Genomic DNA, 25713 nt, shown 5'->3' with positions numbered 1-25713 from the left:
AGATTGTGTGTTTTTCAATCTGCTTGTTTCAAAAGGGGTAGATATTTTTATAACTGCGTACCTAATGGATATTGTAGTTGAAAAATTTGAGTGTTGAATAAAATGGTTTATATTATTAATTAGATACGATTGGTAATCTGGGTTGTGCTACAGAAGTACATAAAGCCTTTCGGATAAGGTATAAAGTAATGTTGAAGTACTTCTTGAAAGTTCTACATTGTGAAAAGAAATTGGATAATGTAATGAGTACATAAGTCAAATAGGTTTTAATTGAAAAATGGTGAAAAGAATATTGATAGTAGGAAATGCTAATAGTCAACATCTGATTAATTTGGTATTAAACGCTCAAAAGTATGCGTTAGGAAAAATAGAAATAGACGTTTTTGATACTTCGTATCCTAGCGGGCTGGATTCAGATAACATGCCTTATAACAATGTGTTTTATTGTGAAAGGAGCTTTCCAGCTTTTATATATAATTTCCCCATTATAAGAGGGGTCATACGTAAGTTTGTTGATTTTAGAAAATCGATTAAGCAAATAGATGTTAGAAAGTATGATCTAATTAATATACATTTTATTACAGAGGACGCTTATTTTCTGTGGCATTATCTTACTAAGATAGGAACTACAATTATGCTGTCACCTTGGGGCAGTGATGTTTATCGTTTTAAAAGTTCCAAATTTAAAAAATTGAAAAGTTTATATGATAAGTGTTCATTTGTTTCTGCCCCGGAAATACAATTTAAAAAAGATATAAAAGCAATATTTAAGCTTGAAGATGATAAGTTCATAAATTTGGGTTTCGGCTCAGATGTTATCGTTAATATTAGTAAGCATGAAAACGTAACTCGCGAAGAGGCTAAAGTTAGGCTAAACCTGGAAGGTAAATATATTATTACATGTGGATATAACGGGGCACACTTACAAAATCATTCTCAGATTATCCAAGCAATTAATGAAATAAAAAATGATATAAATGAAGACCTTTTATTGTTATTTCCTATGACATATTCAGGTAGTGAAGAATATATTTGTCGAATAGAACAACAATTGATAGAGACCGGTATTTCGTATCGAATTATGAAAAATTTTCTGTCTGATGATGATATGGTTTATTTACGTAAATGCTCTGATATTTTTATTCATGGTCAGCCTACAGATGCTTTTTCGGGAAGTGTGCAAGAGTATCTTTTAACTGATACAAAAGTTTTGAATGGAAGATGGACACGTTATCCAGATTTAGAAAAACACGAAATTCCTTATTCTATTTTTAATAGTTTTGATGAACTTGGAGGTTTGATTTTAGAGTTATACAAGAAGCCTAATTATAAAATTTCGCCACCTTTAAAAGCATTTATTAGAAATCAAGGATGGGATGTAAAAGGAAAACAATGGGCAGATTTTTTTAGCGCTTTTCCTATTAATGAAAGATAATTAAGATGGGTTTAGTTGAAAAAACAACTTCTGGAATTAAATGGTCTTCTTTATCCACTATTATTAGAACGACTGTTCAGATTATTCAGTTATCGTTATTAACATATCTTCTTGACAAAAGTGATTTTGGTATTCTTGCGATTGCTTCGATGATCATCGGTTTTACAGAGATATTTTCTAATTTAGGGTTGGCTGTAGGAATTATACATAAACAAAATATTACGAATGAAGAATATTCCACATTGTACTGGTTAAATATAATAGCTAGTATATTTATTTTTTTAGTTCTTTGTGGAATCACTCCATTTTTAGCAAAGTTTTATAATGAGAATATCTTAAATACTATAATACCACTTTTAGGAGTTCAAATTGTTATAAATTCTTTTGGAAAAATTTTTCAAACAATCAAAACGAAAGAACTTGATTTTCAGTTTATCTCTAAGATATCTATAGTTTCCGTGATCATTGGTTTTCTGATAACCTTGCTTCTTGCTTTTAATAATTTTGGATTATATAGTTTAGTTATTGGACAATTGGTTCAATCGTTTATTAATCAAATGGTTTATGTTTTTTATGGACGTAAGAATAAAATAATCAAGTTTTATTTTAACTTTAAAGAAGTTCGACCTTTTGTAATGATAGGGGGATATCAGCTAGGGACGCAAATAATGGATTATGTGTCATCAAAAATAGATGTTTTTCTAATTGGTCGATTTTTTGGAATGGAGGCATTAGGTATTTATAATGTCGCAAAAGAATTAGTGCTAAAACCATTCTTGTTGATTAATTCTTTGGTAATAAGTGTTGTTTCTGCAGCATTTTCTAAAATTCAAAATGATTTGGATAAGGTCAAAATAAACTTTGCTAAAGTTTTAAAATTAGTTTCTTTGATTACAATCCCTATATATGCTATCATGTATGTGTTTTCAGATGTGATTGTTGATTTGCTATATTCTTCAGCTTTTGCCCAAGTTGGTTTATTTATAAAGTTGATGATATTAGTTGGTATTTGCGGATCTATAAGCAGCGTGTCATCTGTACTAATTATAGCTAAAGGCAGAACAGATATTGGTTTCATTTGGACAATATTTAGAGTAACGATTTCAGTTGTCGTAGTTCTCATTACTAGTCAATTTGGGATTAATGTCGTTGCTTGGTCCCAATCAATTTTGTATGTTTTCTTTTTATTTGTTTTTTGGCGTATTGCCGCTTTCAAACTTAGTGGATTGTCCTTAATGGAATATGTGAATACTTTTTTAGAAAGTTTAATTGTAGTACTAATATTAGGTTTAGTCTTTTTATTTATTAGTACTTCTTTTGTTATTCCAATTGCTGGTCAGATTTTATTAATAGTCCTTTTTCTACTTTTCTATATTGGTTATTATTTTATATTTAATAAAGGCTTAGTAAAAGATGTTATTCGATTAATAGTAAAATAACGGAAAAATTAAATTATTAATAATACTATTGGAATTGGATAAATTTAACATTGTAAGAATGAGAAAGATTATATCAATAATTGGTGCTAGGCCTCAGTTTATCAAGCATGCTCCAATGCAGCTTGAGTTGCAGAAATATTTTGAAGCGAAGACAATTCATACGGGGCAGCATTATGACCAAAATATGAGCGATGTCTTTTTTAACGAATTGGGAATGAAACAGCCCGATTATTTATTTGACATTGGAGGTAGCAAATCCCAGGGAGAGCAAACGGGTATTATGATGACCGAAATAGAGCGCGTATTTCAAAAAGAAAAGCCTAATGCTATTCTAATTTATGGTGATACAAACAGTACCCTCGCAGGCGCAATAGTAGCAGTAAAAATGAATATTCCTATTATTCATGTTGAAGCTGGACTAAGAAGCTATAATCGAGCCATGCCTGAGGAGGTGAATAGAATAATCGCAGATGAGTTTTCAAAATTATTATTTTGTCCTACTTCTCAAGCTATTGAGAATTTAAGAAAAGAGGGCATAACTCACGAAGGGATTTTTCTTACGGGAGATGTTATGAGCGACACTTTATCTTTGGTGAAAGATAAAGTGGAAAGAAAAGTAATAGAAGAATATTATTTTGCGACATTGCATAGACCTTATAATACTGATGATGAAGAAAGGTTGATAAAAATAATAGATACTTTTCAAGGTCTCGACAAAAAAGTGGTATTTGCGGTACATCCGCGTACTGTTTCCAGAATTAAAACATTTGGAATTGATATTAATATGTATACTAATATTGACTTTATAGCACCTGTTGGCTATATTGAATCGGTATCGTATCAGAGCTTTGCAAGTGCAATTATCACAGATAGCGGTGGTATGCAGAAAGAAGCTTATATGCTGGGTAAAAAATGTATAACAATTAGAAGTGAAACTGAATGGGCTGAGACATTAATTGGAGGATGGAATACATTAGTTTTCCAAAACTTGTCGATCATACCCGAAATATTGAAACGGAGCCCCGTTAACTATCAAAGAGGTCTCTATGGAGATGGACATGCTGCAAAGGAGATCGTGAATATAATTACAAAAAATATTTAATGAGAATAGTTTACATAACAGAGGTTAACCTCGATAAACCTAGTGGAGTTTTAAATAAACTTAATCAGCAAGTAGAGTCTTGGACCATGAAAGGAAATGATGTCTATGTGGTATCAATACCCTCTGAGGTGAATTTTAGTGGAGATAAATTACTATTAACTTCTGTTGCGAAAGACGTTTTTATTTATAAAAATAAAAAAGCTAGTTCCTTTTTTTCAAAAGGAGAATTGAATTTCATCAATAAATTTTTGAGTACTAGTTCTGTTAAGAATTATATAGCGACAATAAAGCCTGATGTCATATACATGAGGGAAATGGTTGCTTTCCCGAGGATTACCGCGATGTTTAGTAAATATCCAGTTGTTCTCGAGTCTAATACTCTATTGGAAAAAGAGTTAAAATTCTGTGGTTTTGCATTAAGGTTATTTTATAATCTTTTCCAACCTTATTTGAATAAAAGGATTGATGGATTTATCGGGGTTACTGACGAAATCTCGACAACATATATTAAATATAATAAGCCGACTGTTACAATTGGTAATAGTATTCATATAGATATTGATATAATAAATCAAAAGAAAACTCTAAACTCTTCTATTAATATCATATTTGTAGGTTCTCCAGATTGTACTTGGCACGGTATCGATAAATTTGTGAAAATGGCTTCACATTATCCGCAGTATTCTTTTTATTTAGTTGGTCCGATTGTTTCTGATGTATCATTGCCTAATCTTAAACAAATGGGTTTTTTAGGGAAGGATGAATTAGCTGATCTTTATAGTATTGCTGATATAGGAGTTGGGTCTTTAGCCCTGCATAGGAATGAAATGAATCAAGCCTGTCCTCTTAAAGTTCGGGAATATCTGTCATTGGGTTTGCCAATAATCATAGCTTATGAGGACAAAGATCTTAATAATCAAGATTTTGTTTTACAACTTCCTAATGAAGAAAATTGTATTGATGGTCATTTAGGTGATATTGAGGGGTTTATAGAGAAGTGGAAAGGTCAACGTATTAATCTTGATCTTGTTCACTCTCTGGTTTCAACGGAAGTAAAGGAAGATGAGAGGCTCATTTTTTTGAGTAAAGTGATTGGTGATCACTACGTCTCAAATCGTTTATAAATGGTACGAGTATAAAAATTGAATATTACATATATAAATATTTCTACACTTGACGAAGACATTATCTCGGAAGGGTATTTTTTTTATAATTTTATTAATTTATGAAACGCAATGTTTTAGTATCTGTCGTTCTGCCTGTTTATAATGCAGAGAAGTTTATAGGTGCGGCAATAAATAGTGTTCTTGAGCAAACTTATTCTAGTTTCGAGCTTATTATAATAAACGATGGTTCACAAGATGATAGTTTAAAAAAAATTAATGAGTTTAATGATCCTAGAATTGTAGTTATTAATCAAGCGAATAAAGGTTTGATTGCGTCGCTCAATTATGGTATTTCATTAGCTAAAGGTATGTATATTGCCCGTATGGATGCCGATGATATTTTATTGCCTTTAAGATTTGAGAAACAGGTGGAATATTTAGAAGCTAATTTAGATTACGGTGTTGTCGGTACTTCCGGGGTTTTTATACAAGATGATATTATCGTGGGGGATTTTGAAAAACCCATTTCTGACATAGACATTAAATGTTCGCTGTTTATTGATTCTCCAATGATACATCCATCGGTAATGATTCGAAAGGATTTAATGCCAATTTACGATTCTGAATTCTATCAAGTAGAGGATTATGCACTATGGGTAAAATTAAGTAAGCAGACTAAATTTTATAATTTGCCAGATAAACTCATAAAATATCGCCTATTAGAAACAAGTGAAACTCGTAAATCACAGGCGGACAATTTGCGTCGGCATCAGGCCTTAAAATCTATTTATTCACTTCTTTTTCAACTGGACGGTTATAACTTAAGTGATGGAGAAATTGATCAGTATACCTATTCTATGTACCGGAGTAATTTTGACTTGGTTAATCCCATGATCTTAAAAGGGGTTTATCGTAGAATATTGACAAATAAAAGTTTTAGATTGAAAATGCTCTTATCAGAGCGCTGGTTTGGAACCTTTGTATTATCGAAGCATACATTAAAAGAATTTTGGTTATATTTATTTACGAGCTATACTTATACTGGATTGTTATTTTTTTTGTATAAAAAAATGAAGCATGCATTTAATTAAAGTCATATTGTTGTTTTTTGTTGTGTTTAATTTTCCAATTCCAATAATTTACAACTCATCATTTCTTGCTATTTTAATCGCGAGTATAGTATATTTACTTTATCCAGCATTGCTATCTACACTTGTATCTACTTTAAGAAACAAATACACTGTCCGATTAATCTGTGTCTTTGTAACATTGATTTTATTTGGTTTGATACCTGGATTTTTGCATTTCACGTTTGACTTCAGCATCATAAAACCATATGTTCTCACTTTTTTTCTAATTTTGTGTTCTTGTTATATTTATCCCATTTTAATATATGATAAAGAATACGAAGATCGATTCTTAACTATTTTATTATTATTAATAACCATTTTCTTTCTCCAATCGTTAATTGAAATTGCTGCTTTAACTACTCCCGCAGTAAAAAATATTGTTGAATTTTTTCAGAAAGAAGCAGTCTCTTCTAAAGATATGGGAGGAATACGCGCATTGGGTTTAACCGGTAATCCATTTTTTGATCTGGCGGCAGGTTTTGGTCTTATATTTATAGTTTTTTTCTATTATATTATTCATCAAAGGTCTAAGGATTTCTTTTCATTCATAAATGTATTATTATTTATCATACTTTTTATTGGTAGTTTTTTTGCGGGAAGAACAGCATTCGTCGGGCTAGGGGCTGCGGTGTGTTTTTATTTCATGTCATTTGGAAATAGGCTACAAAAAATTGCTAATTTCGGTAAGCTGTTATTGATCATTTTATCTTTTTCATTTTTACTATACACTTTTCTTTTGCCCGATAATTTAAAAGAAATTGTTGAGAATCAGCTTTTACCTTATGCTTTTGAGTTTGTTTATAGCTATTTAGATACGGGTAGTGTAAGTACAGAATCTGGAGATGTCTTAGAGCAGATGTATTTCCCGATTTCATGGGAAACATTTTTCTTGGGTGATGGTCATTATACGGGAGCAGATGGAGCATATTACCGACACACAGATTCAGGTATTATGCGAAATGTGTTGTTTTATGGAATTTTTGGACTTATACTTATTCTTTTTGGGCATCTCTTTTATTTTTTTAAACCTTTTCAGATCGTATTATCTGAATTGCGAAAAAGGTGTAGATTTGAAGATTTAAATTTAGGTCTGTTTTTTATTACTATTTTGGGCTATACCTTAGTGTTGCAGTATAAAGGTGAAGTTTTATTATTTATGCCCATCATACAAACCATGCTATTTTTTGTCTGCTATTCTTTTGTTGAAAATAACAAACAGCTTATCAATAAGCAATAGTCCCATTACAAATTTTTATGAAAATTATTTTTGTTGTACATACATTTGATATTTCAGACCTAGGCGGAGTGTTGAAAGTGATTTCAATGTTGGCAAATGCCTTATCCGAACGGGGTTGGTCGGTTTCAATTTTGAGTTTAGGTAAAGTGCATACGTTAGCATATCCCTTGGTTAGTGCCGTGCAATTGATTGAGCTAGATTTACAATATTATGATACACGGCAGTTGGCCGGAGTAAATAAAATAAGATGGTTTACAAATGCTTATTGCCCCATTCAAAAATTTCTTAATAAACATACGAGCGATAGTATATTCATTACCAGTTCTCCTCCATTGAATATTTTATTCTCGTTATTCAGACAATCGCACCACGTAATAGGATGTGATCATACCGCTACAACTTATCGAGTTTCATATGGGCAGAAACTTATTGATTATTTAAAAAGAAGGCTGGATGTTATGATTGGCTTAACACCTGAAGATGCACAATATTACAAGGAGGCCGGTATTCGTTCAGAGTTTATTCCCAATTTCATCGACCCCAATTTCGTAGATGCTTCTAATGATAAAAAGTATATTACTTGGATAGGTCGTCTTTCTAATGAAAAACGTCCAATCTTAGCTATTCAATTATATATGGAAAGTCAGTTATATAAAGCAGGTATAAAACTTAGAATATATGGATATGGACCTTTAGAAAATGAAGTGAAATCATATCTTGTTCATCATGATTTAGAAGATTATGTTGAGATCATTCAAGGCGTTTCTGATCCACTGCAGATGTTTAAACACTCAATATGTCTCTTTTCCACATCTTCGATCGAAGGCTTTGGCATGGTGTTTTTAGAAGCGATGGGTTTAGGAATCCCATGTATTTCATTTGACGCGGGTTATGGTCCTAAAAACATTGTCCGAAATGGTATCAATGGGTATTTAATTCAGATGGATGATAATCAGCTTTTTTGTGAAAAAATGCGTTTATTATGCCTTTCCAACGGTATTTTCGATTCAGATACCGTTCGTTCGTCTATTGAACCTTTCTACAAAAATAATGTTATTGAAAAGTGGGAAAAGTTATTTTACACGATTACCGAAGATAAATATATCAAACCTGTTTAATCTATTACATATTAATTATTCTGAATTTTTAATTGCAAGCATATCATTAATGAAATCAAGTTTAATATCTATTATAACTCCCTGTTACAATTCAGGACATTTAATTACTGCGACTATTCAATCTGTAATTGCGCAAACCTATACTAATTGGGAATTAATTTTAGTCAATGATGCCTCATTGGACAACACAGGAGAAATCATTGATTTTTATGCAAATCAAGATTCCCGAATCCGGGCGGTTCATTTAGAATTAAATGGTGGGATCGCCAATGCGCGAAATACTGGGATAGCAATTGCAAATGGAGATTATGTTTCATTTTTAGATAGTGATGATCTATGGTTTTCTGAGAAACTTGAACTTCAAATCTCTTTCATGAAGAAACATGATTATGCATTTTCTCATACCGCTTATCAAAAAATAAATATTGATGGAGATATAATTTCAAAAGTGATCCAAGTAAGCAAATCTGTAAATTATAAAGCTTTATTAAAGCATAATGAAATAGGCTGTTTAACAGCTATGTATGATGTTACAAAGGTCGGGAAACGTTTTTTTAAACAAATAGGGCATGAAGATTTTGCATGTTGGTTGGAGATTTTAAAAGATGGTTACCAAAGTTATGGTATTTCTTTGCCATTAGCATTCTATAGAATTCATGGTAAAACTGCTTCTGGTAATAAGATAAAAGTAATTGGATATACTTGGAGCATTTACCGTAAGATTCAGAAATTACCCTTATTAAAATCGCTCTATTACTTTTCATTTTATGCTGCAAATTCATTCTTAAAATATATTAAATAGTGCTATTTGCAATGTCTAATTACATTGATAAAGGTAGATCGCAGAATTTATAAAATATGTTAAGAATTTTTATTTCATGTGTAGCCTTATTACAAGCTAGTAAATTTTGAGTCAATTATAATTAGAGCATTTTATATAATAAATGTCATTTTAATTTTATATCTCATTAAAAAATAAGGCTAATATCTGTTTGTATTTAGTTGACACGAGACTAGATTTTGCATTTCTTTTAAAAAAAAATGGCCCAAAAGAGCTTTAAATTCACATTATTGAGAAATTATCAATCTCACCTGTAGCATTTTACATAGATTTAACGTTAAGTAAATAAATCGAGTAAATATAAGTATATTTGTCTCTGTAAATATTAACTAAGTATACGTTATGTATCTTTTCTGTTATAATATTGTTTGTTACAGAATTTTTTATGTATTACAAGAGACTAGGGTCACAGCGTTATGATTTAGTTTAATTATTTCTTTGTTAAAAGAATCTTAATAAGGGGAAATGGAATATTGCAGATGCAATATTTAAGATTCGATTAAGCTTTTTAAGGTGTGTGGATTTTTGATTATTATTCAGGATAGTTTTCTTCGTTTATAGTAATATATACTTTAACAGACAACCAATGCATTAATAGTTTTGAAATTCAGATGGTAAAAATTGATCATAAAAAGGTAAATAGTTTAAAATTAATAATATAGCGGTTATAAAAGCTTAAAGAATGAAAGTGTTAATTTTAGGAGGAAATAAGGGCTTTATAGGGAGTCATCTAGATAATAAATTAGTTGATTCATTCACTTGTAAGTTTGTTTCTATGAGGAATTTAGACTGGATGAATGAGCCTTTTAATCCGAATTGCATTATTAATTTAGTGGGTAAAGCTCATGATTTTACGGGTAGAGCGACCGAATCTGATTTTTACTATGCTAATCTTGAATTGGCAAAAAAGGCATTTCAAATATTTATTGCTTCAGGAGCAAGTGTATTTATTCATATTAGTTCTCTTGCCGCCATTGAAGAGGTTGAAGCTACTAATCCATTATCTGAAGGGGCCTCCTATAATCCTGTTTCTCCATATGGTAAATCTAAACGCGCGGCAGAAGAGTGGCTTCTTAAGCAAACTTTACCTTTTGGTAAAAAGCTTATCATTTTGCGTCCGCCAATGGTTCATGGTGAAGGGGACAAAGGAAATCTCAATCAATTGTACCGAATGGTAAATAAAGGTATTCCTTATCCATTAACTCAATTTAAAAATAAGCGGTCATTTCTTTCTGTAGAAAATTTTTGTTTTTTTATTGAACAAATCCTGTTTAAAAAAGACAAGATGGAGTCTGGTATTTATCATCTGGCTGATGATGAAACGTTATCATCCAATGAAATTATTAAGGTCATTAAAGAAGAGACAGGTTTTAGTACACCCTGCCTGCCGTTACCTAAGAGTTTAGTGAGGTGGATATCTAAAATCGGTGATCGAACATCATTGCCTTTGAATACTTGGCGCCTCAAAAAATTAACGAGCACGTTGGTTGTTTCCAATAAAAAAATAAAGATAGCTTTATCAATTCAACGTTTACCGCGCACAGCTAAAGAAGGGTTGAGAGAAACTATTCGATCATTTCAACAAGAGTGATAACAGATTTATTGAACTAACTTCTGTAATTTCTTCTATGTCTTGTTTAGCAATGGTTGCAAAAGAAGGTTTATGAGAAACTATCCACTCATTTTAAAAATAGAACTGCATTTCAGACTAAAGAAGTAATAGAACGCTGTGTTATATAGATAGCTGTTACTCAAAAGCGATCATATTGCTCTTCTATGGGCAACACTATTGTGGAATAAAGTGTCGTTTAGTGATTACAATCTTTCATGATATAGCTTAATGGGAGCTATAGTAATTGTTACTAATGCAATTATTATTTTGCTTATACCTTATCAGTATAAGAGATTACAAGGTAAAAACTTTAACTGTTTTTCTAACCAATTTAACACCATATTCTAATGCTTTTCAGGGTGGCTTAGAGCAAAACATTATTAATTTCTTAATAACATGTTGTCTTCATTTGTAGTCACTGTTTTTGTTAATTTACTATATTTTGTTTTATTTGGTTAACATAATTTAAAGAACTGCGTACTTACTAGATTTTTCAATTAAATAAGCATTAAATTGTTAACAATTTTTTAATTTGGATTTTTAATTACTGATGAGTACTTTTGTTGCTCATAAACTAATCAATCTGATGTTAGATTCGCTAATAACTTCAAAAACAAGACTGAAGCTACTGATCAAATTTTTTGTATCAGCGAGCAATCAGGGATATCTTAGAGGATTAGCTGATGAGTTTCAGGAATCGACCAATGCTATTCGTAAAGAATTGAATCAATTGGAAGATGCAGGTTATCTGGAAAAGAAATCAGAGAAAAACAAAATTCTTTATCGCGCCAACACACAACACTCTTTATTCAAGCCCCTTCAGAAATTAATTCATACTTTTTTAGGTATTGAAGATGTTGTTGATCAAGTCTTATCTAGATCAGGTGGGGTTGAGTCCGTTAGTTTAATCGGTGATTATGCCAAAGGCTTAGATTCTGGCCTAATCGAGGTGATAATTTTCGGGGAAAATATAAATCAGGCATATTTATTGCAGTTAGCGGCAAAGGTTGCGGAAAAGCTCAATAAGGAAATTAAACTTTATTTCAATATTAATCCGCAAGAAGGACAGCGCATTATTTTGTATACAAAATAGAGTTCTTATTTATTAGACATACATTATTGAAGTTAATATATATTAGAAATTAACACTTACATGAAAAAAATAGCAATTATTGGACAAGGTTATGTAGGGCTACCTTTAGCTATAGAATTCTCACATCATTTCCCTGTAATCGGTTTTGATATTAGCAAAGACCGAGTAGAAGAACTAAACCAAGGAAAAGATAGAACCTTGGAGGCTGATTTAGATAAATTAACCAATGGTTTGGAGCTGGCTAAAATCACATCTTTCGAAAAGGGATATAAGGCTTCTTATAACTTATCAGATTTAGAAGATGTTCAAATCTTTATTGTCACTGTTCCTACTCCCATCGATCGTTATAATGCACCTGATCTGACTCCATTGATCAAGGCTACAGAGATGTTAGCTAAAGTTATTTCAAAAGGTGATATTGTTATTTATGAATCGACTGTTTTCCCTGGTTGTACAGAAGAAGATTGTGTTCCTGTATTAGAGAAAATTTCTGGACTGAAATTTAATGAAGATTTTTTCGTTGGTTATTCACCAGAACGTATCGTTCCAGGAGATAAAGTGAACACACTCACAACAATTAAAAAAGTAACTTCAGGGTCAACACCTGAGATTGCGGAAGAAGTTGATCAATTATACAAAACTATTGTTACAGCAGGAACCCATAAGGCGCCAAATATTAAAGTTGCAGAGGCTTCTAAGGCCATTGAAAATGCGCAACGTGATGTTAATATTTCTTTTGTCAATGAGTTGGCATTAATATTTGATCGTATTGGGATAGATACAAATGACGTATTGGATGCTGCAGGAACCAAATTTAACTTTCTTAAGTACAAGCCAGGTTTAGTTGGAGGTCATTGTATCTCAGTTGATCCATATTATTTGGCTCATAAAGCTGTTCAATTAGGCTATCATCCTAATGTTATTTTATCGGGTAGACGGGTTAACGATTCTGTTGCAGAATTTATTGCTTCTAAAGTCGTAAAACTGATGATCAAAAAGGATATTAAAGTCAGTACAGCAAACGCTTTAATTCTTGGTGTTACATTTAAAGAGAACTGTCCTGATGTTCGTAACACAAAAGTTGTAGATGTATACAACGAACTAAAAGAATATGGTGTAAGTGTTGATATATACGATCCTTGGGCAAATGAAGACGAGGTAAAACATGAGTATGGAGTTGGTGTTTTATCCGCATTAGATCTGGATGTCAGATATGATGCAATCGTACTTGCTGTTTCTCATAATGAATTCCTAACAATGGATTTAACGAACTTAAAGAAAGAAAAGGCTGTGGTTTTTGATATAAAAGCATGTTTGGACAGATCTCAAGTTGATGGAAGGTTATAAGTATGGAAATGTTAAAATTAATCGGAAGAAATCAAGAGCTTTTCAATAGTGATATTGAAAAACATGAGAACGAATTACAGGAAATAGTTCGCTCGTCTAAATTTTTAGTAATTGGAGGGGCGGGCTCAATTGGTTCGGCAACTACAAAAGAAATTTTTAAGAGAAATCCAAAAAAGTTACATGTCGTTGATATCAGCGAAAACAATATGGTTGAATTAGTCCGTGATATTAGGAGTAGTTTTGGTTATATTGATGGTGATTTTCAGACCTTTGCATTAGATATTGGATCTATTGAATATGATGCATTCTGGAATGCAGACGGGGATTACGATTATGTTTTGAATTTATCTGCCCTGAAACATGTTCGAAGTGAGAAGGATCCTTACACATTGATGCGAATGATTGATGTGAACATCTTTAATACCGACAAAACAATTCAGCAATCTATTGATAAAGGAGTTAAAAAATATTTCTGTGTATCTACAGATAAAGCCGCTAACCCTGTCAATATGATGGGGGCTTCAAAACGTATTATGGAAATGTTCTTAATGCGTAGAAGTAAAGAAATCAACATTTCGACAGCGCGTTTTGCAAATGTCGCTTTTTCTGATGGTTCTCTATTGCATGGATTTAATAAAAGAATTGAAAAAAAGCAACCTATAGTTGCTCCCAATGATATTAAAAGATATTTTGTAATTCCTAAGGAATCAGGAGAACTTTGTTTGATGTCCTGTATTTTTGGCGAAAATCGCGATATATTTTTCCCAAAATTAAGTGAAAATCTTCATCTAATTACTTTTGCTGAAATTGCAGTTCAGTATTTAAAAGGTATTGGTTACGAGCCTTATCTTTGTGATAGTGAGGATGAAGCAAGAACTTTGATTGATAGTTTACCGCAAGAAGGCAAATGGCCATGTCTTTTTACAAAAAGTGATACAACGGGAGAAAAGGACTTTGAAGAGTTCTTTACATCCAATGAAACATTGGATATGGATCGTTTCAAAAATTTAGGTGTTATAAAAAATGAGTTGAACGAGGACACTGCTAAAATACAGTTATTCGAAAACACTATAAATAATCTGAAACAGAATGGCGCTTGGGGTAAGGAAGAAATAGTGGAGTTGTTTAATCAAATGATCCCCGACTTTGGACATAAAGAAACAGGGAAATATCTAGATGCAAAAATGTAATAATGGAAAAAATTAGTCAACTCATCTCTTTTGTTAGAGATCAATATAAAACTGATAAGTTTATCCCTTTGCACGAACCTAGATTTCGGGGCAACGAAAAAAAATATGTTCTTGACACGATTGATTCAACATTTGTATCTTCAGTAGGTGCTTATGTAGATCAGTTCGAAGTTATGATGCAGGAGGTAACGCAAACTAGTAAGGCTATTGCGGTTGTTAATGGGACTTCATCCTTGCAGGTTGCATTGCGATTGTCAGGTGTTTCTGCAGGAGATGAAGTTATTACCCAGGCATTGACATTTATAGCAACTGCAAATGCTATCGTATATAATCAAGCTACCCCCATCTTTATTGATGTCGATTTAGATACCATGGGACTGTCGCCGACAGCGGTTGCCGCATTTTTAGAAGAATTTGGAGAACTTCGTGAAGGTGGCTGTTATAATAAATTAACAGGTAAAAGAATAGCGGCTTGCATGCCAATGCATACATTTGGTTTTCCTGTGCATTTAGATGAATTATTAGCTATCTGTAATAAATGGCAGATTCCTGTAGTTGAAGATGCTGCAGAATCTTTAGGAAGCTATTACAAAGGTAAGCATACAGGTTCAATGGGGCTTATCAGTGGCTTTTCATTTAATGGAAATAAAACGATTACTTCTGGTGGTGGTGGTGTTATTGTTACCAATGACATTGAAATAGGTAAACATGCTAAATATTTAACGACAACTGCGAAAAGACCACATCCTTACGAGTTTTTTCATGACGAATTAGGATATAATTTTAGAATGCCAAATTTGAACGCAGCATTGGCTTGTGCGCAATTAGAAGAATTGGGCGGATTTTTGGCAGATAAAAGAGACTTAGCAACAGCATATTCCGCATTATTTCAAGAATTAGGGATCAAATTCAGAGAAGAATTACCAGAGTCCAAAGCTAATTATTGGTTAATGTGTGTTGAGTTGAATAATAAGGCTGAAAGAGAAGACTTTCTTAAGTATACAAATGAAGCAGGAATTATGACACGTCCAATTTGGAATTTGATGTACCGTTTGCCAATGTATACCCACTGTCAAAGGGATGCTCAAAAAAATGCGGAATTTTTAGAAGAAAGAATCGTTAATATTCCTAGTAGCGTAAGGTAAAATGGAAAATATTGCGATTATTGGATATTCTGGACATTCATATGTAGTGTTGGACGCAAGTTTAAAAAGTAATTTGCATATCCAATTCTATAGTGATTTATCAGAGAAGCAGAATAATCCATTTAATTTACAATATATCGGCGATGAATCAAAAGATACATTTAATTGGGATATAGCTGATAGCTACATTTTGGGTATTGGTGATAATACTATTAGAGAACTTATTGTAAGAAATATTATAAATAAGGGGGAAAAAAAAATATTAAATATTATTCATCCAAATAGCACAATTGCAAATTTTGTTAAAATTGGAATTGGGAATTTTATTGGACCACAGGCTACTATAAATGCATTAGCAACAATTGGTTGCTATTGTATTATTAATTCCGGATCTATCGTTGAGCATGAATGTCAAATTTCTGATTTTGTTCATTTAGGTCCAGGTTCCGTATTAGCTGGACAAGTAACAGTTGGACGTAAGACATTTATAGGTGCTAATACCGTTGTCAAGCAAGGAGTTTGTATTGGGGAAAATGTTGTTGTTGGAGCTGGCAGTGTAGTTTTGAAAGATATTCCAAATGGAGAAGTCTGGGTTGGAAATCCAGCTAAAAAATTAAGATAATGAAAAACAAAGTTATAATTATTGCAGAAGCTGGAGTTAATCATAATGGCAGTCTTGAAAATGCTTTTAAACTTGTTGACGCTGCTGTAGATGCAGGTGTAGATTATGTCAAGTTTCAAACATTCAAAGCTGATAAACTTGTTTCTAAATCAGCAAAAAAAGCTGATTACCAAATTCAGAATACAGGAGATAGTCAGGATTCTCAATTGGATATGCTGAAAAAATTGGAACTTTCTCATGCCGATCACGAAAAGCTAATTTCCTATTGCCAAGATAGGAATATTCAATTTTTTTCGACAGCATTTGACCTAGAGTCACTTGATTATTTATCTGAAATTGGCCTTAAATTGGTGAAAATTCCTTCAGGAGAAATTACGAATCTACCCTACCTGCGAAAAGCTGCCTTGCTTTTTGAAGAAGTAATTCTGTCAACCGGAATGTGTACGCTTGAAGATATTCGCCTAGCGGTAGATGTCTTTTTAAAATCAGGACTATCTAAAGATAGAATTACAATTTTACATTGTAATACTGAATATCCAACACCAATGCTCGATGTTAATTTGAAAGCAATGCTTCATATTGCTGATACTTTCGCTACAGAAATTGGTTATTCTGATCATACATTAGGTATTGAAGTCCCAATTGCAGCTGTTGCGCTAGGAGCTCAGATTATTGAAAAGCATTTCACTTTAGATAAGACGATGGCAGGTCCAGATCATGCTGCTTCATTAGAACCAACTGAATTAAAGGCTATGGTTTCTGCGATCCGAAATATTGAAGCAGCAATTTCAGGAACTGGTCTTAAAGAACCAAGTGCTTCGGAGGCAAAGAATATGGCTATTGCTAGAAAAAGTATTATTGCAAAGCAAAATATTCAAAAGGGTGAGGTATTTACCAATGAAAACTTAACTGTAAAAAGACCTGGGACAGGTATTTCTCCAATGGATTGGGATCAAGTTATTGGAAAAGTTGCAAAACAAGATTTCGAGGAAGATGAACTAATTGAATTGTAGATGAAGAAAATCTGTATTGTAACAGGAACACGAGCGGAGTATGGTTTATTGAAGCCATTAATGCATAAGCTACAAGAAAATGATCAATTTGAATTACAAATTGTAGCGACGGGTGCTCATTTGTCTCCTGAATTCGGTTTGACTTATCAATTTATTGAATCAGATGGATTTAAAATAAATGATAAGGTTGAAATGTTATTATCATCAGATACGCCAACTGGTATTGTTAAATCGATGGGATTAGCTCAGATTGGTTTTGCTGATATATTCAATCGTCTTTTGCCGAATGCAATCATCATTTTAGGTGATCGATATGAGATGTTATCTGTAGCTTCTGCCGCAACTATTTTTACTATTCCAATTATACATTTACATGGTGGTGAAATAACAGAAGGGGCATACGATGATGCTATAAGACATGCTATTAGCAAATTGAGTTCAATTCACTTTACTTCTACAGAAGAGTATCGTCAAAGATTGATTCAAATGGGTGAACTCCCAAATCAGGTTTATAATGTAGGAGCTATTGGTCTAGATAATATTGTCGACCTACCTTTAATGAGTCGTGAAGAATTGGAGAATAGTCTAGGGATTGGTTTTAAAAAATATAATTATCAAATTACTTTTCACCCTGAGACTTTATCAGATATAAGTTCAGAAGAGCAATTTAATATTTTATTGAAGGCGATACGTCAACAAAAGGATAGTTATTTTATTTTCACAAAAGCAAATGCAGATACAAATGGACGCATTATTAATCAAATGATTGATCAGTTTGTTGCTGAAAATAATACCATCTCGTCTGCTTACAGTTCACTAGGGAGCTTACGGTTTTTATCTGCTGTAAAAATATGTGATGCTATTGTTGGAAATAGTTCAAGTGGAATCATTGAAGCACCTTCTTTAGGTACAGCTACCATTAATATAGGAGACAGACAAAGAGGTCGTACACAAGCCACCAGCGTTGTAAATTGTAAGGTCGATTTAGAAGAAATTTTAGAGGCTTTTCAAAAGATATCAGACAGCGCTTTTAAGAAGTCATTAAAAAATATACATAATCCATATGGTCAAGGAGGAACTTCGGATAAAGTTCTCCAAGCTCTTTCCCAATTAGATTTTCAGGATTTAAAAATAAAGAAATTTCATAATATAGCCTTTTAAAATATGAATATTGTTGAAAGACATACGATATTGCAATCTCGTTCCGTTCGAGAAGCTTTAATTAAACTCGATAGTTTAGCTTCAGATGCTATTTTATTTGTTGTAGATACTGATAGTAAGCTTTTAGGCTCATTAACTGATGGTGATTTACGCAGGGGATTTATCAAAGGTCTAGATTTTAATAATCAACTTTGTGATTTTGTTCAAACATCACCTAAATATATTTTAGCCAATAGCTATAGTTTAGATAAACTAGAAGTTTTTAAAGCAAATCATTTTAAAATACTTCCAATTGTCAATGAAAATCATATCATCGTTGATATTCTTAATTTTAGACTACAATCTACAATTATTCCTGCGGATGCAGTTTTAATGGCAGGAGGAGAAGGGAAGCGTTTACGTCCTTTAACGGAAACAACACCAAAACCGCTATTAAAAGTTGGTGAAAAACCAATTATAGAATATAATATTGATCGATTGCAAAAAGTCGGAATAAAGAATGTGAATTTGAGCATTAATTATTTGGGAGACCAATTGGTCGATTATTTTGGAGATGGAGCAAATCGTAATTTAAATATACGCTATGTCCGTGAAAATAAGCCCTTAGGGACAATTGGATCAATCTTATTAGTCGAAAATTTTGAACATGAGGATATTTTGGTGATGAATTCAGATTTGTTGACTAATATTGACTATGCTGACTTTTTTAAAACTTATAAAGACTCAGAAGCTGATATGGCTGTCGCAGCAACTTCTTATCAAGTAGATATTCCTTATGGCGTACTTGAGGTTAATGAGTCAAATATCGTAAAATCGTTAAAAGAGAAACCACGTTACACTTATTTTTCTAATGCAGGGATTTATATCATTAAGAAAGATTTATTAAAAATGATTCCTGAAGATCAATTTTTTGATATCACGGATTTGATAAATCGAATTATTGAAATGAATCTAAAACTGATAACCTACCCGATCAATGGATACTGGTTAGATATTGGAAAACATGAGGATTTCAAAAAAGCTCAAGAAGATATTAAACATATAAAATTATAAATTTATGCCAAGATGATGTTTCATATTGATCTAAATATAATTTGTTTACATATGTAAATATTATGAAAAATCTGTTGTAAGAAAAGTGAAAAAAATTAATAATGTATAAATGTTAGCAATAATTCCAGCGAGAGGAGGCTCCAAAGGACTTCCTGGGAAAAATATAAAATTGTTGAATAATAAACCATTGATTGCCTATACAATTGAACAAGCTTTATTGTGCAAAGAAATTACGGATGTCTTTGTAACAACTGATTGTCCAGAAATTGCAGAGGTTGCAAGAAACTACGGAGCATGGGTTCCTGAATTAAGACCATCTCATTTGGCTGAAGATAATTCGACAACTTTAGATGTATTAGAATATGTTCTTAATTATTTAAAAATCAATTTTGATAAAAGTTATGAATCTTTTATTGTTCTTCAGCCTACTAGTCCATTAAGAAATGTGGAGCATATAAGAGAAGCTTATGCAATGTATAAAAATCAAAATGCTGATTCGATAATTTCATTTACTGAAAATAGTCATTCTATTTTTTGGAATAAATTTGTTAATGAGGAAGGTAGAATAAGTAGAATTTTTGAGGAGACTGTTAGTTCAAATAGACAAGAATCTAAAAAAGCTTATTATCCAAATGGTTCGATCTATTTAATAAATTCTAATTTTTTTTTAAAAAATAGGACTTTATATTCCGATAATACTTACGCTTATATTATGAAAAAGGAAGTATCTTTTGATATCGATGATTTGTTAGATTTCAATATAGTGCAATTTTTAATACAAAAACATGAAGGGATATAATTTTATATTTATTTTATACTTTTTTTTCTGCCTCATGTTTCTTAACATTTGGGGGATAAACGCTATCGAGGAGAAAATTGATTTTGAGTTTTTTGCGGATTCAGAAACTTACATGTTGTTGTATAACATGGGATACAGTATTTCTGAATTAATCGCACTTAATTGGAATTTAATTGGTCCTTTAATGATTTTGAAAATTTTTTCAGGTAATTTTTACTTGGTATTTTTATTAAATATGTTAGTCCTATATGTTTCTTTTTATGGAGTAATAAAAAATTATCAACTGAATAATAATAAATTTTTACTATTAATAATCTTAAGCCCTTTGATGATTGGTAGTGTTATTGGGATTAATAAGGAAATATTCTCTTTTTTGGTTATCTCTTTACTTCTTCAATATAATGCTAATAAAAAACTAAAATATTTAATTTTAGGAGTTCTTCTTTCGATTTTAGTAAGGTGGCAAATGACTTTAGTGTGCTTAATTTTTGCATTTATAACATCGCCTGCAAATCCTTTTAGAAAGAATCGACTTAAGAGTTTGTTAATTATGATTATTGGTGTTTCTGTAATTTATCCATTAAATATTTCATTATTTGAGCATGTGGATAATGTTGCTACTTTGGGTGCTTCGAAAGCAACAGAAGGTTCTGGGCTTTATAGTTTTTTAATATCAATTCAGAACCAATTATTTGGATATTGTCTAGTGTTTATCCCTAAAGCATTATTTCTATTTGGTGGTTTAGTATTCCGGTTTCAAAAAATGTTAGATTTTTCTGATCTATATAATAATCTATTTGTTTTTTCGCAGAGTGTCTTTAATCTACTATTGCTTTACATAGTTATTAAAAGAAAGCAGTGGCTATCAAATGATTTCGTCTATTTCGCATTTATATATTTAATAGTATTTTGTATATCACCAATATTTGCTCCTCGTTATTTAATTCCAGTAACTTTACTATTTATTTGCACAGTTAGTCAAAAAAAAATATTATAAAATAATGGAAACCAATACTAGAAATATTTTTATAGTTTCTTCACCTTTTCAAGTTCTAAGCGCTTTTGAAGCAATTAACAAAATGGAATTAGGTAATCAAGAAAATATATTTTTAATATATAAAGGATCAAATACCATTCAAAATGACCAGATTGAATCTGTGCTTCAATTTTTTTTAGATAAATTCAATGTTAAAGTTGACTATCTAAAGTATAAATACAATGCTCAATTTTTTATAAAAAAATTTTACACTATAAAAAAGTTGAGTCGTGGAAGGTTTGAAAAATTATTTATCGGACATATTAATGAGTATTCAAATCAAATTGCAATTTGTAATATCAATTTTAATAAAATTTATAATTTAGATGATGGGGCCGCAACATTAAAACAGAATCAAGATTTTGTTAATACTAATGAATTAATAGATCCTCATTCTTTGAGAAGCTTTTCAAATAGTTTGAAACTGATAATTTCTTACATTTTTAACTTGGCAGATAAAAAAACAATTAAGCTTCATTGGTTTACAATGTTTAATTTTAAACCCAAAAATAGGAATGAATATATCGGACATTCATTTGACGCGTTAAAATTATTTTTAAACTCGAATAATATTGTTGAAGATCAATCGAAGATATATTTTATCGGCACTAATCTGGTAAATGCAATGGTAGTAAAAGATTTATCGACTTATCTTTTTTTATTAGAAGAAATATTTGAACAAAAATGCAAGGAAGGGCAGATTGTATATATTCCACATAGATTTGAAAACTTATTTGATTTAAAAATACTATTTGATAAATATTCGATTGAAATTTTAAGGATAGATAGTATAGTTGAATTATTTTTCGTTAAAAATAAGATAGTTCCGAAGGAGATTTTATCATTTTATTCCACTGCTTTATTCTCTCTAAATAAAATATTCCCAGAGACTAATATAACCTTTCAATGGATTGATTCACAGTTTTTAAATGCTTCATTTAAGGACACTGTAAATACTGTTCAACAATATTATTCAAATATTTTCAAGAAGAATAATGAAGCTTAAATTATCAAATAACTTATTTAAATCTTCCTTAATTTATACTGTAATAAATTTTATAAATAAGGTGTTCCCTTTTTTATTATTACCCCTTTTTACAAGAGAATTAAGCATGAATGATTTTGGGATCTATAATCTAATTAAGGCATCAATTGGCATTTTTATTCCGCTTATAGGATTTAATTCTTCTGAAGCAGTCATTAGGAAATATTATGAAAGTTCGAAGGAGGTTTTATCGGAATATATTTTTTCAGGATTGATATTTATGTTAGGGCTATGTTTATTTTTTTTGGTTTTGGTTTTAATGTTGCCAAGTTCAATTTTTCAGGATTTATTTGACATAAAGTCTAGCTTTCTTTTAATAGCAATATTAATAAGTTTTTTTACTGCAATAAATAATATTGAACGAGGATTACTGCGATGTGAAGGAAATAATAGATTATTTGCAGTATTAGTTATATCTCAATCAGTACTTTATTTTAGCATTGCAATATCTCTGTATTTTGTTGGTATATTAAATTTGAGAAACATTTTAATTACTGAGTTATTTAGCTTTTGCTTCTTCGGTATTTGTGGAATAGCTTTATTGAGAAAAAAATATAGGTTTAAGATGAAAGTTTACTTTATTCATGTTAAAGAAATTTTCACTTATTCTCTACCGCTTGTCCTAAATACTATTTTGGCCTATCTCTTCGCTTTATCTGATCGCTTTCTGATTAGTAATAAATTGAATAATGATTCCGTGGCTTTATACGCAGCTGCTTTTCAGATTGTTTCGGTGCTACAAATTCTTGCGGTTTCTTTTAATTCTGCTTGGGTTCCATATGTATTTAAGAAACTGGGTAATTTTCAACTAAATATAACTTCATTCAAAAAAAATATTTCATACATTATGTTTTCATTTCTATTAATTGGGTTTGTGTATTATTTCGTCCTGAAATATTCAATAGTTTATATTCTAGGTGAAAAGTATATTGGGAGTGAGAAGTTAATAGGTTGGATGATTTTCTCAAATATCTTGCAATCATTTTATTGGTTGGCAACTCCAATTATTAAATATTATAAAAAGAATTGGCTGTTGACTTTTGCATCCTTACCTGCAGTAATATTTAGTATTGTGTGTAATTATTTATTTCTAGAAAATGAAGGAATAGTTTTTGCGGCCCAAGTAAATGCTTATTCATGGGTAATAATGCTTACAATAACATTTTATATGTCCTATAAAATGCTTCATGAAGCATATAAGCCGAATTTTAAATAATAAAGTATTTCAATTATTAAAATAGGTGGGTGTTAAGATTAGTTAGTTAATTAAAGTAATTAAAATGGTTTTAAAAATTGTATTATTATATGGAAAAAATTAAGTTAATCATATGGGATTTGGATGAAACCTTTTGGAAAGGAACGCTTTCTGAAGAAGGTATCGAGCCAATTCAATTTAATATTGATCTGGTTAAAGCCTTGACAAATAAAGGAATTATGAACAGTATAGTTTCTAAAAATGATTATAACCTTGTAAAAAATGAGTTAATTAAATTGGGAATTTGGGATTATTTTATTTTTCCTTCAATTGCATGGTTACCAAAGGGGCAGCTTATAAAAGATCTTTTAGAGAAAGCGCAATTACGTGCTCCAAATGTATTGTTTTTAGATGATAATCATTCTAATTTGGAAGAAGCAGTTTTTTATAATCCGGGCTTAAATATTGAATTACCTGATTTTATTAATTTGATTCCGACTCATGATTCATTTATAGGGAAAGATGATTCAGAACATTCAAGATTAAAACAGTATAAAATATTAGAAGAAAAAAGTTTGGATATTATTAATTTCAGTAATAATGATGATTTTTTATTAGCCTCTGAAATAAAAGTTACTTTGATTTATGACTTAGAATATTATTCAGATAGAATATATGAATTAATAGAAAGAACAAACCAACTTAATTTTACAAAAAAAAGGTTTTCACAAACATCTGTAGATAAGCTTGTTAATGATGATTCTTTAAGTCAATTTGTAGTTTCTGTATCTGATAAATATGGTGATTATGGTATTGTTGGATATTGCGCCTATTCGGAGAAATCTCATCGACTTGAACATTTTGTTTTTTCATGTAGGATACTTAATTTGGGTGTTGAACAATATATTTACTCTAAGCTTAATTTTCCTGAGATAGATATTATTCCATCAGTTGCTATAGAACTTGATTCGATTTCAAGTCCGAATTGGATAACTGAATCGGAATTGAGACCTAATAGTTTAAATTTTGAACAAAATAACGATGCAATTAGAATCCTTTTTAAAGGGGGATGTGATTTATCACAGATGTTGTTTTATATTAACGGTGATAAAGTTAATGTCGTTGAAGAGACTAATTATGTAACAAAGGATAATGTCTCTATTCATAATGAACATACATATTTGCTACTTCAAGAAGAGGAAAATACAAAATTAAAAATTCCACTTTTAGATGAAGGGAGCTCTAAATCACTGGTTTTTAATTCAGAGTATGATGTTTTAATATATAGTGTTTTGATGGACTATACACAGGAGCTTTATCTAAACAAAGAAACAGGACTATTGTTCCCACACGGAGGATATTATAATTTTTTGAGTGAGGAATCTAATCAAGATATTTTATTAGAACAGTTTAGAAAAATGAATTCTAAGGGATTAGATAAAACTTTTTTATCAAATTTTAGGGAGAATTTTGTGCATATTGGTAAAATAACACCCTCTGATTTCGTTGGAAATTTATCAAAGTTGAGAAATAGAATATCTCCATCAATTCCAATTGTTTTTATAAATGGTGCTGAAGTGGATTCAAATGAATTGGAGGTAGGGGCTAAGGATAGGCATATTTCGATGAATAAAGCTTTGGATGATTTTATTGCTAATAATCAAAATTGTTATTTATTAGATGTACGAAAATATGTTTATGACTTAAATCATGTTACAGGTAATGTTAGGCATTATCAGAGATCTAAGTATAGAGATTTGGCCTTAGAATTAAAATCAATTATTGATGATGTTATAAATATCAAGGACGCATTTAAAATTAAAAATAGTAACTCAGTAAAGGAAAAAGCTCTAAATAGCAATTTTATTAGAAACTTATGGAAAACATATGTGCCAAGTCGAATGAAAAATTTCATTAAGAAATTTATTTAAAAGATCTCTTCTTTATAACTATTTTAAATTGATATGCAAAAAATATTTAATTTACATAGTTAA

22 protein-coding genes are annotated in these 25713 nt (G+C 30.9%); all 22 read left to right on the top strand.

Annotation, left to right across the window (positions count from 1 at the left end):
• Window positions 1-277 precede the first annotated feature (277 nt).
• The 22 genes from EDF66_RS18435 (at window position 278) to EDF66_RS18330 (ending at window position 25650) form a co-directional block, all read left to right on the top strand.
• The gene (locus EDF66_RS18435) at window positions 278-1435 is read left to right on the top strand and encodes a glycosyltransferase (RefSeq protein ID WP_132844181.1); all 1158 of its coding nucleotides are present in this window, start codon (window positions 278-280) and stop codon (window positions 1433-1435) included.
• Window positions 1436-1440: 5 nt separating this feature from the next.
• Window positions 1441-2874, top strand: a complete 1434-nt coding sequence (locus tag EDF66_RS18430) for an MOP flippase family protein (RefSeq protein ID WP_132844179.1) — start codon at window positions 1441-1443, stop codon at window positions 2872-2874.
• 58 nt (window positions 2875-2932) lie between these two features.
• Window positions 2933-3976, top strand: coding sequence for a non-hydrolyzing UDP-N-acetylglucosamine 2-epimerase (gene wecB, locus EDF66_RS18425; protein ID WP_132844178.1), 1044 nt, complete (start codon window positions 2933-2935; stop codon window positions 3974-3976).
• Entirely contained in the window at window positions 3976-5100 is a 1125-nt protein-coding gene (locus EDF66_RS18420; RefSeq protein ID WP_132844176.1) for a hypothetical protein, read from the top strand. Before wecB ends, EDF66_RS18420 begins: the two co-directional genes overlap by 1 nt.
• A 101-nt stretch (window positions 5101-5201) precedes the next feature.
• The gene (locus tag EDF66_RS18415) at window positions 5202-6173 is read left to right on the top strand and encodes a glycosyltransferase family 2 protein (RefSeq protein ID WP_132844174.1); all 972 of its coding nucleotides are present in this window, start codon (window positions 5202-5204) and stop codon (window positions 6171-6173) included.
• Window positions 6160-7449 (top strand): hypothetical protein, encoded by a 1290-nt coding sequence (locus tag EDF66_RS18410; protein ID WP_132844173.1) that lies wholly within the window; start codon window positions 6160-6162, stop codon window positions 7447-7449. The genes EDF66_RS18415 and EDF66_RS18410 overlap by 14 nt, the downstream gene beginning before the upstream one ends.
• 17 nt (window positions 7450-7466) lie before the next feature.
• The gene (locus EDF66_RS18405; protein ID WP_132844171.1) at window positions 7467-8567 is read left to right on the top strand and encodes a glycosyltransferase; all 1101 of its coding nucleotides are present in this window, start codon (window positions 7467-7469) and stop codon (window positions 8565-8567) included.
• Between the two features lie 49 nt (window positions 8568-8616).
• Window positions 8617-9369, top strand: coding sequence for a glycosyltransferase family 2 protein (locus EDF66_RS18400; protein WP_207898678.1), 753 nt, complete (start codon window positions 8617-8619; stop codon window positions 9367-9369).
• Window positions 9370-10090: 721 nt separating this feature from the next.
• Complete coding sequence (locus EDF66_RS18395; RefSeq protein WP_165902462.1) at window positions 10091-10999, top strand: NAD-dependent epimerase/dehydratase family protein; 909 nt, start codon at window positions 10091-10093, stop codon at window positions 10997-10999.
• A 571-nt stretch (window positions 11000-11570) separates the two neighbouring features.
• A complete protein-coding gene (locus EDF66_RS18390) occupies window positions 11571-12113 on the top strand; it encodes a winged helix-turn-helix domain-containing protein (protein ID WP_243656081.1) in 543 nt (180 codons plus the stop codon).
• A 60-nt stretch (window positions 12114-12173) separates the two neighbouring features.
• Window positions 12174-13460 carry a nucleotide sugar dehydrogenase gene (locus EDF66_RS18385; protein ID WP_132844169.1) on the top strand — a complete coding sequence of 429 codons (1287 nt, stop codon included), beginning with the start codon at window positions 12174-12176 and terminating at the stop codon, window positions 13458-13460.
• Between the two features lie 8 nt (window positions 13461-13468).
• Window positions 13469-14650: a UDP-N-acetylglucosamine 4,6-dehydratase gene (locus EDF66_RS18380; RefSeq protein WP_243656080.1), complete on the top strand. Its 1182-nt coding sequence runs from the start codon at window positions 13469-13471 to the stop codon at window positions 14648-14650.
• A gap of 2 nt (window positions 14651-14652) precedes the next feature.
• Window positions 14653-15795, top strand: coding sequence for a LegC family aminotransferase (locus EDF66_RS18375; protein WP_132844166.1), 1143 nt, complete (start codon window positions 14653-14655; stop codon window positions 15793-15795).
• 1 nt (window position 15796) lies between these two features.
• A complete protein-coding gene (locus tag EDF66_RS18370; RefSeq protein WP_132844164.1) occupies window positions 15797-16417 on the top strand; it encodes an acetyltransferase in 621 nt (206 codons plus the stop codon).
• Window positions 16417-17430 carry an N-acetylneuraminate synthase gene (gene neuB / locus EDF66_RS18365; RefSeq protein ID WP_132844163.1) on the top strand — a complete coding sequence of 338 codons (1014 nt, stop codon included), beginning with the start codon at window positions 16417-16419 and terminating at the stop codon, window positions 17428-17430. The genes EDF66_RS18370 and neuB overlap by 1 nt, the downstream gene beginning before the upstream one ends.
• A complete protein-coding gene (neuC, locus tag EDF66_RS18360; RefSeq protein WP_132844161.1) occupies window positions 17431-18591 on the top strand; it encodes a UDP-N-acetylglucosamine 2-epimerase in 1161 nt (386 codons plus the stop codon).
• Between the two features lie 3 nt (window positions 18592-18594).
• Entirely contained in the window at window positions 18595-19644 is a 1050-nt protein-coding gene (locus EDF66_RS18355; RefSeq protein ID WP_132844160.1) for a nucleotidyltransferase family protein, read from the top strand.
• Window positions 19645-19753: 109 nt separating this feature from the next.
• Complete coding sequence (locus tag EDF66_RS18350; RefSeq protein ID WP_132844158.1) at window positions 19754-20443, top strand: cytidylyltransferase domain-containing protein; 690 nt, start codon at window positions 19754-19756, stop codon at window positions 20441-20443.
• Window positions 20430-21440: a hypothetical protein gene (locus EDF66_RS18345; protein WP_132844157.1), complete on the top strand. Its 1011-nt coding sequence runs from the start codon at window positions 20430-20432 to the stop codon at window positions 21438-21440. Before EDF66_RS18350 ends, EDF66_RS18345 begins: the two co-directional genes overlap by 14 nt.
• A gap of 4 nt (window positions 21441-21444) precedes the next feature.
• On the top strand, window positions 21445-22485 hold the full coding sequence (locus tag EDF66_RS18340) for a hypothetical protein (protein WP_132844155.1): 1041 nt from the start codon (window positions 21445-21447) through the stop codon (window positions 22483-22485).
• The gene (locus tag EDF66_RS18335) at window positions 22475-23740 is read left to right on the top strand and encodes a lipopolysaccharide biosynthesis protein (RefSeq protein ID WP_132844154.1); all 1266 of its coding nucleotides are present in this window, start codon (window positions 22475-22477) and stop codon (window positions 23738-23740) included. The genes EDF66_RS18340 and EDF66_RS18335 overlap by 11 nt, the downstream gene beginning before the upstream one ends.
• Before the next feature lie 89 nt (window positions 23741-23829).
• Complete coding sequence (locus EDF66_RS18330) at window positions 23830-25650, top strand: hypothetical protein (RefSeq protein ID WP_132844153.1); 1821 nt, start codon at window positions 23830-23832, stop codon at window positions 25648-25650.
• The last annotated feature ends 63 nt before the right edge of the window (window positions 25651-25713 follow it).

The organism is Sphingobacterium sp. JUb20 (assembly GCF_004342035.1).
Taxonomy (GTDB): Bacteria; Bacteroidota; Bacteroidia; order Sphingobacteriales; family Sphingobacteriaceae; genus Sphingobacterium; species Sphingobacterium anhuiense.
The sequence above is the reverse complement of the archived record's forward strand: the minus strand, read 5'-3'. Positions and strand labels throughout refer to the sequence as shown.

Excerpts from the sequence above, each read along its gene's own strand:
- EDF66_RS18435 (WP_132844181.1), top strand. The coding sequence starts at position 278 with ATGGTGAAAAGAATATTGATAGTAGGAAATGCTAATAGTCAACATCTG.
- EDF66_RS18430 (WP_132844179.1), top strand. The coding sequence starts at position 1,441 with ATGGGTTTAGTTGAAAAAACAACTTCTGGAATTAAATGGTCTTCTTTA.
- wecB (WP_132844178.1), top strand. The coding sequence starts at position 2,933 with ATGAGAAAGATTATATCAATAATTGGTGCTAGGCCTCAGTTTATCAAG.
- EDF66_RS18420 (WP_132844176.1), top strand. The coding sequence starts at position 3,976 with ATGAGAATAGTTTACATAACAGAGGTTAACCTCGATAAACCTAGTGGA.
- EDF66_RS18415 (WP_132844174.1), top strand. The coding sequence starts at position 5,202 with ATGAAACGCAATGTTTTAGTATCTGTCGTTCTGCCTGTTTATAATGCA.
- EDF66_RS18410 (WP_132844173.1), top strand. The coding sequence starts at position 6,160 with ATGCATTTAATTAAAGTCATATTGTTGTTTTTTGTTGTGTTTAATTTT.
- EDF66_RS18405 (WP_132844171.1), top strand. The coding sequence starts at position 7,467 with ATGAAAATTATTTTTGTTGTACATACATTTGATATTTCAGACCTAGGC.
- EDF66_RS18400 (WP_207898678.1), top strand. The coding sequence starts at position 8,617 with ATGAAATCAAGTTTAATATCTATTATAACTCCCTGTTACAATTCAGGA.
- EDF66_RS18395 (WP_165902462.1), top strand. The coding sequence starts at position 10,091 with ATGAAAGTGTTAATTTTAGGAGGAAATAAGGGCTTTATAGGGAGTCAT.
- EDF66_RS18390 (WP_243656081.1), top strand. The coding sequence starts at position 11,571 with ATGAGTACTTTTGTTGCTCATAAACTAATCAATCTGATGTTAGATTCG.
- EDF66_RS18385 (WP_132844169.1), top strand. The coding sequence starts at position 12,174 with ATGAAAAAAATAGCAATTATTGGACAAGGTTATGTAGGGCTACCTTTA.
- EDF66_RS18380 (WP_243656080.1), top strand. The coding sequence starts at position 13,469 with ATGTTAAAATTAATCGGAAGAAATCAAGAGCTTTTCAATAGTGATATT.
- EDF66_RS18375 (WP_132844166.1), top strand. The coding sequence starts at position 14,653 with ATGGAAAAAATTAGTCAACTCATCTCTTTTGTTAGAGATCAATATAAA.
- EDF66_RS18370 (WP_132844164.1), top strand. The coding sequence starts at position 15,797 with ATGGAAAATATTGCGATTATTGGATATTCTGGACATTCATATGTAGTG.
- neuB (WP_132844163.1), top strand. The coding sequence starts at position 16,417 with ATGAAAAACAAAGTTATAATTATTGCAGAAGCTGGAGTTAATCATAAT.
- neuC (WP_132844161.1), top strand. The coding sequence starts at position 17,431 with ATGAAGAAAATCTGTATTGTAACAGGAACACGAGCGGAGTATGGTTTA.
- EDF66_RS18355 (WP_132844160.1), top strand. The coding sequence starts at position 18,595 with ATGAATATTGTTGAAAGACATACGATATTGCAATCTCGTTCCGTTCGA.
- EDF66_RS18350 (WP_132844158.1), top strand. The coding sequence starts at position 19,754 with ATGTTAGCAATAATTCCAGCGAGAGGAGGCTCCAAAGGACTTCCTGGG.
- EDF66_RS18345 (WP_132844157.1), top strand. The coding sequence starts at position 20,430 with ATGAAGGGATATAATTTTATATTTATTTTATACTTTTTTTTCTGCCTC.
- EDF66_RS18340 (WP_132844155.1), top strand. The coding sequence starts at position 21,445 with ATGGAAACCAATACTAGAAATATTTTTATAGTTTCTTCACCTTTTCAA.
- EDF66_RS18335 (WP_132844154.1), top strand. The coding sequence starts at position 22,475 with ATGAAGCTTAAATTATCAAATAACTTATTTAAATCTTCCTTAATTTAT.
- EDF66_RS18330 (WP_132844153.1), top strand. The coding sequence starts at position 23,830 with ATGGAAAAAATTAAGTTAATCATATGGGATTTGGATGAAACCTTTTGG.